The sequence below is a fragment of the Paenibacillus sp. FSL R5-0636 genome, from assembly GCF_037974255.1.
Lineage (GTDB): Bacteria > Bacillota > Bacilli > Paenibacillales > Paenibacillaceae > Paenibacillus_AQ > Paenibacillus_AQ odorifer.
Genome location: NZ_CP150232.1, coordinates 4,036,380 through 4,050,509, shown reverse-complemented (window position 1 = coordinate 4,050,509; position 14,130 = coordinate 4,036,380). Strand labels below are relative to the sequence as shown.

The 14,130-nt window shown below is 43.3% G+C and carries 11 protein-coding genes; 8 read left to right on the top strand and 3 right to left on the bottom strand.

Annotation, left to right across the window (positions count from 1 at the left end):
- Positions 1-9: 9 nt before the first annotated feature.
- Entirely contained in the window at positions 10-1,065 is a 1,056-nt protein-coding gene (locus MKX34_RS18485) for a glycoside hydrolase family 76 protein (protein ID WP_076296496.1), read from the top strand.
- Positions 1,066-1,077: 12 nt separating this feature from the next.
- A complete protein-coding gene (locus MKX34_RS18480; RefSeq protein WP_076296497.1) occupies positions 1,078-2,139 on the top strand; it encodes a glycoside hydrolase family 76 protein in 1,062 nt (353 codons plus the stop codon).
- Positions 2,140-2,202: 63 nt separating this feature from the next.
- Here the strand turns inward: MKX34_RS18480 and MKX34_RS18475 are convergent, their stop codons facing one another.
- Positions 2,203-3,309: a glycoside hydrolase family 88 protein gene (locus MKX34_RS18475; protein ID WP_051491557.1), complete on the bottom strand. Its 1,107-nt coding sequence runs from the start codon at positions 3,307-3,309 to the stop codon at positions 2,203-2,205.
- A gap of 212 nt (positions 3,310-3,521) precedes the next feature.
- On the opposite strand from MKX34_RS18475, the gene MKX34_RS18470 reads away from it, so the two are divergent.
- On the top strand, positions 3,522-4,976 hold the full coding sequence (locus MKX34_RS18470; RefSeq protein WP_076296498.1) for a glycosyl hydrolase family 28 protein: 1,455 nt from the start codon (positions 3,522-3,524) through the stop codon (positions 4,974-4,976).
- 7 nt (positions 4,977-4,983) lie between these two features.
- Here the strand turns inward: MKX34_RS18470 and MKX34_RS18465 are convergent, their stop codons facing one another.
- A complete protein-coding gene (locus tag MKX34_RS18465) occupies positions 4,984-5,841 on the bottom strand; it encodes an AraC family transcriptional regulator (protein WP_051491556.1) in 858 nt (285 codons plus the stop codon).
- A 121-nt stretch (positions 5,842-5,962) separates the two neighbouring features.
- Between MKX34_RS18465 and MKX34_RS18460 the strand changes: the two genes are divergently transcribed.
- The 3 genes from MKX34_RS18460 to MKX34_RS18450 all read left to right on the top strand — a co-directional run bounded on the left by MKX34_RS18460 (position 5,963) and on the right by MKX34_RS18450 (position 8,995).
- Entirely contained in the window at positions 5,963-7,546 is a 1,584-nt protein-coding gene (locus tag MKX34_RS18460; protein ID WP_076296499.1) for a glycoside hydrolase family 43 protein, read from the top strand.
- Between the two features lie 92 nt (positions 7,547-7,638).
- Positions 7,639-8,472, top strand: a complete 834-nt coding sequence (locus tag MKX34_RS18455) for a hypothetical protein (protein WP_036688074.1) — start codon at positions 7,639-7,641, stop codon at positions 8,470-8,472.
- Positions 8,473-8,632: 160 nt separating this feature from the next.
- A complete protein-coding gene (locus MKX34_RS18450) occupies positions 8,633-8,995 on the top strand; it encodes a DUF1304 domain-containing protein (RefSeq protein ID WP_036688073.1) in 363 nt (120 codons plus the stop codon).
- A 384-nt stretch (positions 8,996-9,379) separates the two neighbouring features.
- On the opposite strand, the gene MKX34_RS18445 is transcribed toward MKX34_RS18450, so the two are convergent.
- Positions 9,380-10,267, bottom strand: coding sequence for a fructose bisphosphate aldolase (locus MKX34_RS18445; protein ID WP_076296500.1), 888 nt, complete (start codon positions 10,265-10,267; stop codon positions 9,380-9,382).
- 174 nt (positions 10,268-10,441) lie between these two features.
- Here MKX34_RS18445 and MKX34_RS18440 point away from each other — a divergent pair, with 174 nt between their 5' ends.
- Both MKX34_RS18440 and zwf read left to right on the top strand, forming a co-directional pair.
- Complete coding sequence (locus tag MKX34_RS18440; RefSeq protein ID WP_143763725.1) at positions 10,442-10,624, top strand: hypothetical protein; 183 nt, start codon at positions 10,442-10,444, stop codon at positions 10,622-10,624.
- A 1,916-nt stretch (positions 10,625-12,540) separates the two neighbouring features.
- The gene (gene zwf / locus MKX34_RS18435; RefSeq protein WP_076296501.1) at positions 12,541-14,076 is read left to right on the top strand and encodes a glucose-6-phosphate dehydrogenase; all 1,536 of its coding nucleotides are present in this window, start codon (positions 12,541-12,543) and stop codon (positions 14,074-14,076) included.
- Positions 14,077-14,130 lie beyond the last annotated feature (54 nt).

The following is a 14,130-nucleotide window of genomic DNA, read 5'->3' as shown; positions in this document are numbered from 1 at the left end:
AGAGTCTATATGAACCAATTGGAGATAGGGATTTGGGAGGGACGGGCGAATCAAGCACAAGCTGCATTGGATTCATTATTCTGGAATGAAGCGATCAAAATGTACAATATAGAAACACCTTGTCCAAATGGAGAATGCAACACGATTTTTCATTATTGGTGGATGGCTCATGCTGTGGATGTATTGGTAGATGGACTACAGCGGACTAGAGAGAACTGGTATGCCGAAAGGCTTTCCGCACTTCATGAAGGTCTGCTTCAGCGAAATGGTGGAGTATGGCCAAACGAGTTGTATGATGATATGGAATGGATGGCTCTCGCGTGGCTTCGTGCATATCAAGCAACAGGAGTGGAAGGTTATAAAGATACAGCCCTTCTTTTATGGAATGACATTCAGACAGGCTGGAACGAGCATATGGGCGGTGGGATTGCTTGGCAGAAGTCACAGTTGGATTATAAAAATACACCAGCCAACGCACCGGCAGCTATACTTGCGGCACGCTTGTATCAAGCTTTTGGTGAAGCTAGCAATCTTGAATGGGCGTTAAAAATATACAGATGGCAAAAAGAGCATCTGGTAGATCCGGCAACGGGTTTTGTATGGGATGGCATGAATCGCACTGGCAATGGCCAGATCGATAAGGATTGGAAATACTCCTACAATCAAGGCGTCTTCATTGGCGCAGCAGTTGAACTGTACCGTATTACTAAAGAGCAAGAATATTTAGAGGATGCTCACCTAACCTTTGCCGCCGCAGCCCATGAACTTGCTGACTCTCAGGGAGGTGTGCTGCCAGATGAAGGGAATGGTGATGCGGGACTGTTTAAAGGGATCCTGATTCGCTATACAGCTGAATGGGTTAAAGCTGATTCTGCAGCAGTTGATGCTGTTGATTTCCTGCGTGCGAATGCAGAATGTCTCTGGGAACAAGGAAAGTCAGAGGACACAGTGTTGTTTGGCACAGATTGGACTTCGTCCACTGCTGGTGTAATTCAGCTCAGCTCCCAGCTTAGTGCGATCAAGCTGCTGGAGAAGATGGCTGAATTAACTAAGGAACAGGTTTGAGGTGAGTTCTTAATGACACAAGCAAAGGAAGCCATAGAAGCGGTCAGTTGGCAGGAAAAGTCCGAGTGGTTCCAACAATGTCTACTACGTAATTATTATAATGCTGAGACTGGGATCATGAACCAATGGTATCCCAGAGAGTACAACGTTGCGGGGGAAAACTTTTATTATTGGTGGCAGGCTCATGTCATTGATATTTTAGTAGATGGTTATGAGCGTAGTGGAGATCCTGTGTATTCCTTGAGAATTAAGGAGCTAAGTCAAAGTCTGCAAGCTTATAACGGGGGGACTTTCAGGCATAATTACTATGATGATATGGAATGGACAGCATTGGCGTTGCTGCGTGCTTATCGGGTTACAGGACATGAAGCCTATTTAAGTGCTGTGCTTGATCTATGGGAGGATATTAAGACGGCTTGGAATGAACAGTTGGGTGGAGGTCTGGCGTGGAAGAAGGATCAGCTCGATTATAAAAACACTCCTGCCAATGCACCTGCCGTTATCCTTGCAGCCCGGTTATATGAACTTTTTCATAAGCAAGAGGATCTGGAGTGGGCACTCCGTATCTATGAATGGAACAAGACATATTTAGTGGATTCTGCGACTGGTTTTGTGTGGGATGGGATGAATAGACGCGGGGATGGCCAGATCGATTACGATTGGGAGTTTACGTACTGTCAGGGAGTGTTTCTAGGCGCTGGCCTAGAGCTTTACAAGAATACGGGTAATGTTCATTACTTAGAAGATGCGAATCGAACGGCTAATACTTGTATTGATCGGTTATGTGATCCGGTTAATCTGATACTGCCTGATGAAGGCATTGATGATACGGGTTTGTTCAAGGGTATTCTGATTCGTTATTTGGTTCAGCTCTGTAAAGAATCTCCTGAAAATATCCGTATTCGCGAGGTCGTATTGGCCAATGCAATGCAGTTATGGGAAAAAGGTCTGGATAAACAACTGGGTCTGTGCAGTTCATCGTGGGAAGTGAAACCGGAGCTTCCGGTTCAGCTGAGCATTCAACTCAGCGGCTTGATGCTGCTGGAGGGTGCGGCGGCACTGGCGAACGAGTAGCATATAAAATATAAAGACACCTCAAGAGAGGTGTCTTTTTGTTGTTTGAATAACTATCTACAATTAGAAGATTCGATGCTTCCAGCCATTTAATTTAGCGATAGCCTCAATATAATAGTAGTCTCCATAGATCAGGGATACATCAATGAAGGAATCGCCACTGCCAGTTCCGTGCAATAAAATCGCTTCATGCTCCGGCTGCTCCCAGGTTGCGTAATTTTCAGTCAGTGAGCGCAGAATTCGCTCCGCTGCATTTGCATATAGACTTTTTTCGCCTAATGGTACGATATCTGCAAGCTCTAATAATCCTGAAGCGGCTATAGAGGCTGCGGAGCTATCTCGGAACATCCGTGTGTCATCCTCTAGGCGGAAATCCCAAAAAGGGACTTGATCCTCGGGTAAAGCAGAGATGAAATAATGTGCGATCCGTTTAGCAGTGTTCAGGAAACGTTCATCTCCAGTGTGGCGATAAGTATTGATGAAGCCGTACAGTCCCCAAGCCGTTCCACGGCTCCAAGAGGACTCAGCCGAGTAGCCTTGACCGCCAAAATTCTCAATATAAGCACCTGTCTCTGCATCAAAAGAAATAATATGTTTGGTGGATCCATCCTCACGTATGCCATATTGCATCGTCGTCTCGGCGTGGTTAATTGCAATATGCTTATAGCGGGGATCACCTGTCACTTTGCTGGCCCAGAACAGCAGGGAGATATTTAACATACAGTCGATAATTACCCAGCCGTATTTATCTTCATTCCATGCGCGGATGAATTTACCTACAGGATTATAGCGGGCAGCGAGGAAATTCGCCGCTTCAATTCCTCTGCGCAGGGCATCTTCGTCACCTGTAATTGTATGTTTGATTACAGCTGTCGGTAGGAATTGGAATCCCACATCGTGATGCATCTCAACCGTTGGTTTAATAAACCATTCCTCCAAGGTACCGTCCCAATGCCAAGCGGCCTCCTTGTAAAGGTCTTTTCCGGTCATATCATGCATGATCCAGAGGAGTCCAGGCCAGAACCCTGTAGTCCACCAGTCTGAACCGATATCATCAAATTTGCCATCTTTTCCGGCGAAATGCGGGCACTTATCACCGATTTGCTCTATCATACGTTCTACTTTTGTATCGAGTCTACCCATGATCTCTTGCCAATAAGGGTTTGTCATTATTACTGCCTCCAGTGTATTTAGGATGTTATGAGTATAGCTTTCTAAAGCTCAGGAAAGTTGTGTTTTGATATAAGGAAATGTTTGATTATTGTCATGTTGTAACAGGCTTTTAATCTATAACTGACAAAATACAAACATTTCTGCATAACACATTAAAACTTTATCGGAGTTGGAAGCGATACAATCTAAATGAACAGGAGGATGGTAAAGTGGATGATTTACAAGTATATAAAGCACCTAAAGATTTCCCGGGACGTGAGGATTATAAGGTCCGAGTACGGCAGCCTGAAGGAGAATGGCATAGCTTGTTTATTTACGAGGTTAAGGTAGATATGCATGAGGTACGTCCTGCATCCATGGCTTATTTTGATCTGGAAGGTACAGTAGAAGTTGAAGTCACCTGTCTTTATACGGAGATTGATTGTGTGAACATTGCTCCGGCTTCGCGAGAGGTCACTTACGAACATCATGGAAATACCATTTTGTTTAAGCTAACGGGTCCGCAAAAGTTATCGATTGAGATCAACGGTGATATTTTTCGGAATCTCCATTTATTTGCTAACCCTAAGGAGAAGGATGCCCCTCAACCAGAGGATGCTAATGTCCTAGTAGTCCAACCGGGTATACACCGGAAACCTGATCTTTTACGTCTGCTGGATAATACCGCTGCTGATCCTCGTGAAAAGAGGAAGGTGCTTTATTTCGCTCCGGGCACACATTATATAGAAGAAACAGTATTGCCGGTCCCTTCGGAAACCACGGTGTATCTTGCCGGAGGTTCTGTGCTTGTAGGTTCCTTGGTATGCGAGGGAGTTCATGATGTATCCATTCGTGGTCGCGGTGTAATTTATCTTGCGGATTTTCATCGATTCTCGGCCTTTCGAGGGATACGAATTGTTTTTTCACGATCTATAAATGTGGAAGGTATTACCGTGATTGATCCGCCACATTATAGCATTTTCATCGGGCAGTCTGAGCAGATTGTGATTGATAATTTCAAATCGTTTAGCACTCGCGGTTGGTCTGATGGCATTGATATCATGTCTAGTTCTGAGATTAGAATCCGGGATGTTTTTATGCGTAATTCTGATGATTGTATTGCTATCTATGGCTCAAGATGGGATTTTTATGGGGATACCCGCAATATTAGCGTTCATGATTCTATTCTGTGGGCGGATGTTGCTCATCCATTGATGATTGGCACTCATGGTGACCATGAACGGAATGGTGACGTAAATGAGTCTATTGTTTTTGCGAATATTGATATCTTGAATCATCACGAACCGCAAGAGAATTATTGGGGGGCACTGGCGATTAATGCCGGGGATCGAAATAAGGTGTGTAATGTTCTATATGAAAATATACGTGTGGAACGTATTGAGCAGGGGCAGCTAATTGATGTGCGAGTGGTCTATAATAAGGACTACAATCCAGAGCCGGGGACAAGCATCCGGGACATTACATTTCGAGACATCAGCTATAGCGGGAGGGCGAACCCTTCACGAATTTATGGATATGACGAAGAGAGAGCTGTTGAAAATGTGACCTTTGTCAATTTAAGGATCAATGGTGAACTGATGGACGCCCCCCGCCCAGAGCTGATAGATATTAATCATTTTGCTAAAAATATACTCTTCGTTACTGAAAAAAATACGGTTGTGTAGATTAGATCTAATTACTTTTTCTATATTTTAATGGAGTCGTCCCTAGGACTCTTTTGAACAGTTGATTGAAATAAGAGGCATTTGGAAAACCAACAGTGATTCCGATTTGCTCCACAGGCAGGTCTGTCGTTCCTAACAAGCGGCAGGCCTGTTTGATCCGGCGGGCAGTCAGATAATCAACAAGCCTTCCTCCGGTTTCCTGATGAAAGATTCTGGAGATATAGGATTTGGACAAGTGAATCTCCTCAGCCAACTGATCCAGATTAACCTCCTCATGATAATGCTCTTCGATAAAACTCATGATTTTCTCAGAATAGCGCAAGGTTCGCCGTTCTCCTGATTGGAATACATGCTGATCTTCAGTTCCTATACTGCTCAATAATTGAAGAATTAACAGTGAAATGTCTTCGGTATCCTCAGTCAGACTGACTTTTTTATTGTGATTATAATGCTCCAGAATCCACTCCACAGACTCAACGTGGTCCTTAAGATCAAAGGCACAATGTGTATTTTTTCCTTGCCAAAGCGCTGTGAATAAAGCCTTTCTTTTCGCAAAACCCTCCAGCAGGTGCTCAGCAACATGTGGATCAATGTAGAAGATGGTTCGTTCAAAAGGACACTCGGGAGAAACCTCAGAATAGATCCGGTGCAGCTGATAGGGCTGGAAAAAGAATAACATTCCCCTGCGAATATCGTACATCTGCTGATTCACAACAACGTTTCCCTGTCCGCCATACACGAACATGACTTCGCAGCATTGATGCCAGTGATAATAACCTTTGTAATAGTCGTCGGTATATATTTTATAATCCCAAATCAAGGTCTTGTGTTCTTCAAAAACAACAGGTTCGAACAGCTGCTTCATAGGCCCTCCAAGATGACAAAATATAAACATTTTCTTATATCCCATTATAACTTTAATTATTATGAAAGCGATACAATAAATACGTTAAACTATGAAAAATCCGGTAGTGGAGGGTAACATTATGACGCGAAAAATTGTTAATCCGGTGTTGGCAGGTTTTCATCCAGATCCGTCTTTTATTAGAGTAGGGGATGATTATTATATCGCAACATCTACTTTTGAATGGTTTCCAGGTGTAGAAATCCATCATTCCAAGGATCTAGTCCATTGGCATTCCATTTCACGTGTTCTGACAGAAGCCTCACAAGTAGATCTGCGTGGTAACGTAAGTTCTGGTTCCATTTGGGCACCAGCGCTTTCTTATGATCAAGGCGTGTTCTATCTGCTATTTACAGATGTGAAATCTCGCAAAAGTGTATATAAAGATCTGCATAACTATTTAATTACAGCGACTGATATCATGGGTCCGTGGAGTGAGCCGGTTAGACTTAATGGCAGCGGGTTTGATCCATTTTTGTTCCATGATCTGGACGGGACCAAATGGCTGCTTAATATGCGTTGGGATTTCCGTAAAAATCACAATAACTTCTCTGGCATCATTATGCAGGAATATGACCCGGAGACTGGCAAATTAACGGGACCTATCCATGAAATTTATAAAGGGACACCTATCGGAGTGACCGAAGGTCCGCAATTGTACCAGAAGGATGGGTACTATTACTTACTGACAGCTGAAGGGGGCACCGGCATCAACCATATGGTTACCTTAGCTAGAAGCCGAAGCCTCACAGGTCCTTATGAGACTGATCCGGATTTCCCGATTATGACCACGGCGCATGATCTGACCTACCTGTTTCAGCAAGCAGGTCATGGATCGCTCGTAGAGACTCAGAATGGGGACTGGTACATGGCACATTTATGCACACGTCCGATTCCGGGAACGTCAACGATGAATCCGTTAGGCCGGGAAACTGCTATTCAACGCTGTGAATGGACAGAGGATGGCTGGTTGCGATTGGCCCACGGAGGGAAGCTGCCTGCATTGGAGACAGTGGCTCCTGAACTGCCTATATTCACTTTTGAGGAGCTGCCAAACAGAGATGATTTTGATGGAGAGGTTCTTGGATTTCCATACCAAAGCTTGCGTGTGCCCTTTGATGAATCTTGGGTTAGCTTGAAGGAACGCCCAGGGTTTCTTCGTCTGCGCGGTAGAGAGTCGTTAGCTTCACTGCATGATCAGAGCTTAATTGCCCGGCCGATTCAACATTTTGAATGCTCAGCGACAACCTGTCTGGAATTCGAGCCGGATAGCTTCCTGCAAATGGCTGGATTAGTCCTCTATTATGATGACAGTGATTACTATTATTTGCGTGTTACCGCAGATGAGATCCGTGGAACTAGTTTGGGCGTTGTGCTGTGTAGAGGTGGCAAATACGATGAGATTTCCTCTATGCAGCTATCTGTGAAGAATTGGGATCGTTATTATCTAAAGGCGGAAATTCATGGACGTGATCTGTTGTTTTATGCCTCTCCAGATGGGGTGAATTGGACAGCTGTCTGTACTCCCTTAGATTTTGGCACGCTTTCGGATGAATATGGCGGTAAGCTCGGCTTTACCGGTTCCTATGTCGGGGTATGTGCTCAGGATTTGGATCAGCAAGCGAAGCCGGCTTATTTTGACTATTTTGAATATAAAGCTTTATAGGTGTTCAAAAAAACCATAACATTCTTCATATTCTATTTTAGGATAAAATGTTAAATTTTACTTATCTTACATAGAAAGGGATGTTTGTGATTTTGAAAAAGACTTATAAAGTCGTATTAACCTGCACACTCTTGCTGAATCTGGCCCTGTCCTCTGCTGCAATGGCCGCACCCATCGACGTCGACGTGAGTAATTTGAAAGAAGTCCAAACTTCTGGACCGGAAAAGGCTTGGGTTGGAGAATGGAAAGGCGACGATACGATTATTGTGGACACACAAGGAAATGTTACTACTGTTGGAGAACTCAAAGAGTCTTCAAGCTTTGTGCCCCCAGCAGATGACAACCTTATAAATAATGAATTGTTGGCACCGGAGCTAATAACACCTACTTTTGAACCTGATTCTCCGCAAGCAACCCTATCTTCCGCTTATGGTCATGCATGGCCGTATACAGCCGAAAATAGCTATGGAATTAACTGTTATGGTTATGCCTTAAGATTTCCAGGGGCAATCAACCCTGGTGATGGAGACGGGGTCTCAAATGTCAGAGATCCTGCCTATTTTACTAATGTGTATTATACTGCTGGTCTTGTGGTTCAAGATGGCAATACGAATCCTTTATATTTTAAGCCGGGTTGGCGGATACTTCCGGGCCGAACTGCAGCGATTAATTCCGATGAACATCGTATTGCACTTAGAGTGGGGTGGATCGACTCAAATGGGAATGGTAAAGTCGATATTCCTGAGGATAACGTTGATTACCACTTCATGCTTCAAAATAGCTCAGGTTTATGGTCAGAGAAACATGGACATCAACCTTCTCAAAACACAGCAATTTCAGATCCTAGCAATTTCGTCTGGAGCAATGGCTCTCATTATGGTTTTTACAATAGCGTGACCGTTTATATTGCTGCAAAAATATTTTAGAATTTCATAAACATTACGTATGGAATAGCGATAGTCTTTTTTTGAAGATTATGGCTATTCTTTTTTAGTTTCGAATTGTTTATGGGATTATGTATACACTTTTTAACTTTGGTATGATACAATTAAATTGTACACAAATTAAATAAAGGTGGTTATTTTGATGGTATGGGTAGCTAATATTATGGTCGGTGTTGTTGCGTTAATACATATCTATATTGTTTATTTAGAAATGTTCGCTTGGTCAAAGCCAAAAGGGCTTCGAGTCTTTGGAATGACACAGGAAGTTGCGGATGCTTCTAAAACTCTGGCCGCGAATCAAGGGTTATACAATGGATTTTTGGCGGCAGGTTTAATTTGGGGATTGGTTCATCCGAATGTAAATTTCGGCCATCAAATTGAAATCTTCTTCTTGGCAACAGTTATTGTGGCGGCATTATATGGCGGACTGACGGTGAAAAAGTCTATTTTGTTTATGCAAGGTCTTCCAGCCTTAGTTGCATTAATCCTCGTGGTTTCGATTTAAGATAACTTAGAAGTAATGGACTTTAGTAGGGTTTCTACTCGCATACATGCGTGGTGGAGCCCTTTTTTGCGTAAGATCAAGAAATTATTGGGAAAGGTTATGCGCTGGTTTAAATGCAGAAATTATGAATAGGTGTACTAAGAAACAGCAAAGAAGTGGTAGATTAATATGTTTTAGGTAAAGGTGCGGCCTTTAGATAAGATGAAAGGGGGACTTTAGCAAACCTATTGCATGCTTGTGTGGGCTGAAAGAGTAGACGAAATGGCGTTTAATCTGAAAGTTCTAGACTTTAAAAGTAAAACCTTATCATAAAAAAGAGCTGCTTCCCAGCAGGGATCACCTGTCGGGAAACAGCTCTTTTTATGACTGGTTTAAATGAGGCTATCATTTAATAGAGGCTGTATAAATCGCTTCTACAGATTTGGAGAGGAGCGCGTTAAACTCTTCTTCTGATTGTCCAGCGCTTAGTCCCTGCGATAACGCACGTGAGAAGCTGGCAATCAGCCCTTGATTATGGGCGAGCATATCGTTTGCTTCTGCTTGTGTGTAACCGCCTGATAAAGCGACAATTCGCAAAACGTGAGGATCATCCATTAATTCGCGGTAGAAATTATTCTCCGTTGGAATGGAGAGCTTAAGCATGACCTTCACGTCTTTGCCCAGCGTAGACAATTGGGCCGATAGTTCTTCTTTTAGCAGCTTCTCTGAAGCTGTTTTATCAGCAGTGTGGATATCAACTTCCGGTTCGATAATAGGAACGAGTCCCGCTGCTAAAATCTGCTTGCCGATTTCAAACTGCTGTTCTACCACCTTTTTTATACCGGCAGGGTTAGCCTCTTTAATCACCGAGCGCATTTTTGTACCGAAGATGTTACGTTCGTTGGCCCGCTTCAGAAGATCATTCAAGCCGGGAATAGGCTTCATTAGTTGTACTCCGTCCTCAGGGTCGGCAAGCCCTTTATCGATTTTCAGGAAAGGCACAATCCCTTTTTTCTCCCATAGAAAATCGGCAGTATATTGACCGTCTATAGAACGATCCATTGTGTTCTCAAATAAGATTGCACCCAGTATATGCTTAGAATCAAATGCAGGGCTCTTGATAATGCGCGTTCTCATCTCGTGAACCAACCCATACATTTGATCTTCATTAGAGTAACTGTCCTCTGCAACACCATATTGCAGCAGCGCTTTTGGTGTACTGCCACCACTTTGATCCAAGGCAGCTATAAATCCCTGTCCCGTCCGAATTCGTTCCCATTGCTCCATATTCATGAAAATTCTCCTTCCTTTCGTGAACTGAATGAAAATTCTTATGTTCATTAACTATAACACTTAATGTACCGGCTCTAAACAAATGGCATTGTAAACTTGGCAGGTAACTAGTTCGTCATGAGTATTTTTTGAATCTGCGATATAAGGACTTCTGGGTCCGGCTGTTCTATGAGGATGACGTGGTATCGACGTGTGTGGTCTTCTGAGTCCGGACTAGCCAAGATTGACGATACTACATCATCGTTCGGACTGTATTGCAGCTATTTGGTGTTTTTGGAGCATTATTCAGAAGTATCGGACCGCAAAGCTCTTATTGCCAAGTTTTTGCTCCAAAGAAGAGTGGATTTGGTCGAATAGCTGCATCCGAGTCCGATAGCAGGGCAACATGGCCTAAATCTGCGAAATAGCGTCTCCTGAGTCCGGACCGTCGATGGCGAGGACGAGTAGCCTCAGCAGACGATTAAGAATCGACATATAGCGTCATCTGAGTCCGGATTAGCCAAGATAGACGATACTACATCATCGTTCGGACTGTATTGCAGCTATTTGGTGTTTTGGAGCATTTTTCAGGAGTATCGGACCGCATAGCTCTTATTGCCAAGTTTTTGCTCCAAAGAGGCGTACATTTGGTCGAATAGCTGCATCTGAGTCCGATAGCATGGCGAAACGGGCTAAATCTGCGAAATAGCGTCTCCTGAGTCCGGACTTTCGATGGCGAGGACGGTAGCCTCAGCAGACGATTAAGATCGACGTATAGCGTCATCTGAGTCCGAACCCATAGTTAGTGTGGACATAAATCCTCAACTGACGAGTACGAATCGACGTCTGAGGTCACCTGAGTCCGGACTAGCCAAGATTGACGATAATACACACCGTAACGGACTGTATTGCAGCTATTTAGTGTTATTGGAACATTTTTCAGAAGTATCGGACCGCATAGCTCTTATTGCCAAGTTTTTGTTCCAAAGAGGAGTACATTTGGTCGAATAGCTGCATCTGAGTCCGATAGTATGGCGAAATGACCAAAATCTGTGAAATAGCGTCTCCTGAGTCCGGACCATACATGGTGTGGAGATAAAGCCTCGGCAGACGCGTGCGAATCGACGTTTGAGGTCAACTAAGTCCGACTAGCCACTATTGACGATAATACACACCGTAACGGACTGTATTGCAGCTATTTAGTGTTATTGGAACATTTTTCAGAAGTTTCGGACCGCATAGCTCTTATTGCCAAGTTCTTGCTCCAAAGAGGCGTACATTTGGTCGAATAGCTGCATCTGAGTCCGATAGTATGGCGAAATGACCTAAATCTGCGAAATAGCGTCTCCTGAGTCCAAACCATCAATGGCGAGGATCATGTAGCCTCCGCAGACGATTAAGCATCGACTTATAATGTCCCTGAGTCCGAACCCATAGTTAGTGTGGGCATACAGCCTCGGTTGATGAGAACGAATCGACGTTTGAGGCCACCTGAGTCCGTCCCCTCCATGGTGTGGACATGCAGCCAACGCAGACGAGTGAGAATCGACGAATAAGGTCTGTTAGGTCCAATCTCGCAGCAGTCCTAGATACGGGCAAACATAAATGTTACTCCAAGCAGAAACTAAAGACGCTCTATGCGAACTTTAAAGTGATCCCCCAAAGCGCACACCTAGCAAACTTCAAGACATCCACAGGGTTCACCTAGCAAACCTCAACTCGTTCCCAAAGGTACTCTTTACAACATATTGTCCTCTTGGGAGACTCCAAGTCATTCCGAAATGCTGAGTGAAAATTCCTTCGAAGTATTCTCTGATAATATTCCTCGAAGTAGTCACTTTTTATGCTTAATTCCCAAACTTGGAATCAAATCGCATAGTCTTCTTCGAGGCGCGACAGACCAATCCAGTCAATTACTTAAAGTTAGTTTGAAACACAGTGGAAGGATGATCACATTTAGGCGACTGGGAATTTTGATCATGTTATAAACAGCTTTGTATGAAGAATTTTAAATCAGAGTGTGTAAAGTTAGAGCACCTAAACCCATGCTGGGAGCGGGTTGTTAACTTGCTCGCGGATTATTTCCTAGTAATTTAATATGAATAATCCAATAAGATAATTGGTGTGACATTAATCATAATTACCAATTTGAAGCTTTGTGAAAATAATAACTTTTCGTAAATGTCGAAATGAGGTTGACGAATAAAAATATCAGTCGTATGATTGATTCTACTGAGTATGCTAGTAATTAAAAGTAAGTTAATAAATAATATATAATAGCGGGAGGAATGAAAGTGGAATCATCAACATTTGTGCTTTTTGGCGCTACAGGAGATTTAGCAAAACGTAAAATCTATCCTGCACTATATAACCTCTTTTTAGATGGTCAAATTTCAGGTCCTCTCTCAGTGATTGGATTAGGAAGAAGAGAAGTTTCAACCGAAGCTTTCCGTAAGCAAGTCCTGCAATCTTTGCAGACATTTTCTAGACAACCGGCAGTTGAGTCTCCACAGTTGCAGGTTTTCTTGGAAGCTTTTGAATATAGCGTTCTAGATGTAGGTAATACAGAGGATTATTTGAAGCTCCTGGAGCATGTTAAACGTCGTGAGCAATTTTTTAACATTCCGGAGAATCGGATGTTCTATTTATCGGTGGGTCCTGAGTTTTTCAAGGAAATTGCCGCCAATATTCACTCCAGTGGTCTGGGATCGACGAAGGGCTGGAAGCGTCTGATTATTGAGAAGCCTTTTGGTACAGACTTGCAAACAGCAAGAGAGTTAAATGACAGCTTGAATGCCGTATTTGCAGAAGAAGAGATTTTCCGAATTGACCATTTCTTGGGTAAACCGATGGTTCAGAATCTGGAAGTTCTAAAATATTCAAATCCTGTACTTAGAGCACTGTGGAAAAATCGTTATATCGCAAATGTGCAAATTACGGCGAGTGAGATTGTTGGCGTTGAAGAACGGGCAGGCTATTATGATAAAGCTGGGGCACTTCGTGATATGTTCCAGAACCATATGCTGCAATTGCTCATGATGATGGCGATGCAGCTTCCAAAAGGCAGTACACCTGAAGAGATCCGCGGGAAGAAAAGATATGTCATGGAGCGCCTCATTCCGTTAAGTAAAGACGAGGTTAATCAATACGTTGTCCGCGGACAATATGCTGAAGGTGAAATTAAAGGTAAATCTGTTGCAGGATACTTAGATGAACCAGGAATTAGCCAATCCTCACAAAATGAGACGTTTATTGCAGCGCGTTTGTTTATAGATGATCCATTGTGGAATGAAGTTCCGTTCTATATCCGTACCGGCAAGAGAATGAAAGAGAAATCAACAAGAATTGTTATAGAATTTAAAGAACCGTTTAATGATAACAATAACAAAAATAAAGGGAATGACGTTCCAAATCTACTCATCATCGAGATCGGTCCAAATGAAGCCATTACGCTTCAGTTGAATACGAAGGATCAGCTGCAAAAAGGGAAACTTGAACCTGTCCTCGCTACTTATGAAGCCGGAACTTCAGACGTACCAGAAGCTTACGAAAATCTGATCTTTGATGCGCTTCGTGGTGACGCCACTTTCTTCGCTCACTGGAAAGAAGTCGAGCTGTCTTGGCAATGGGTTACACCAATCCAGGAAGCTATGGAGGAGGGGCTAATGCCACTTCATACCTATGCTTCAGGTTCTTATGGTCCAAATGCGGCTATGGAGCTTTTGGGTGAAGACCGCTGGTGGTTTGATGATGCAGATCAGGAGTCAGATGTTCTCGACGCTCAAGCAGAAGTTGCAGCAGCGCAGGAATCTATACGGCCAGGGGCTTAAGCCCCTGCCTGTTTTTTTTGCCAATTTAGCTAAAATACATCATAAGAATCTATA

Excerpts from the sequence above, each read along its gene's own strand:
- MKX34_RS18485 (WP_076296496.1), top strand. The coding sequence starts at position 10 with ATGAACCAATTGGAGATAGGGATTTGGGAGGGACGGGCGAATCAAGCA.
- MKX34_RS18480 (WP_076296497.1), top strand. The coding sequence starts at position 1,078 with ATGACACAAGCAAAGGAAGCCATAGAAGCGGTCAGTTGGCAGGAAAAG.
- MKX34_RS18475 (WP_051491557.1), bottom strand. The coding sequence starts at position 3,309 with ATGACAAACCCTTATTGGCAAGAGATCATGGGTAGACTCGATACAAAA.
- MKX34_RS18465 (WP_051491556.1), bottom strand. The coding sequence starts at position 5,841 with ATGAAGCAGCTGTTCGAACCTGTTGTTTTTGAAGAACACAAGACCTTG.
- MKX34_RS18460 (WP_076296499.1), top strand. The coding sequence starts at position 5,963 with ATGACGCGAAAAATTGTTAATCCGGTGTTGGCAGGTTTTCATCCAGAT.
- MKX34_RS18450 (WP_036688073.1), top strand. The coding sequence starts at position 8,633 with ATGGTATGGGTAGCTAATATTATGGTCGGTGTTGTTGCGTTAATACAT.
- MKX34_RS18445 (WP_076296500.1), bottom strand. The coding sequence starts at position 10,267 with ATGAATATGGAGCAATGGGAACGAATTCGGACGGGACAGGGATTTATA.
- MKX34_RS18440 (WP_143763725.1), top strand. The coding sequence starts at position 10,442 with ATGACGTGGTATCGACGTGTGTGGTCTTCTGAGTCCGGACTAGCCAAG.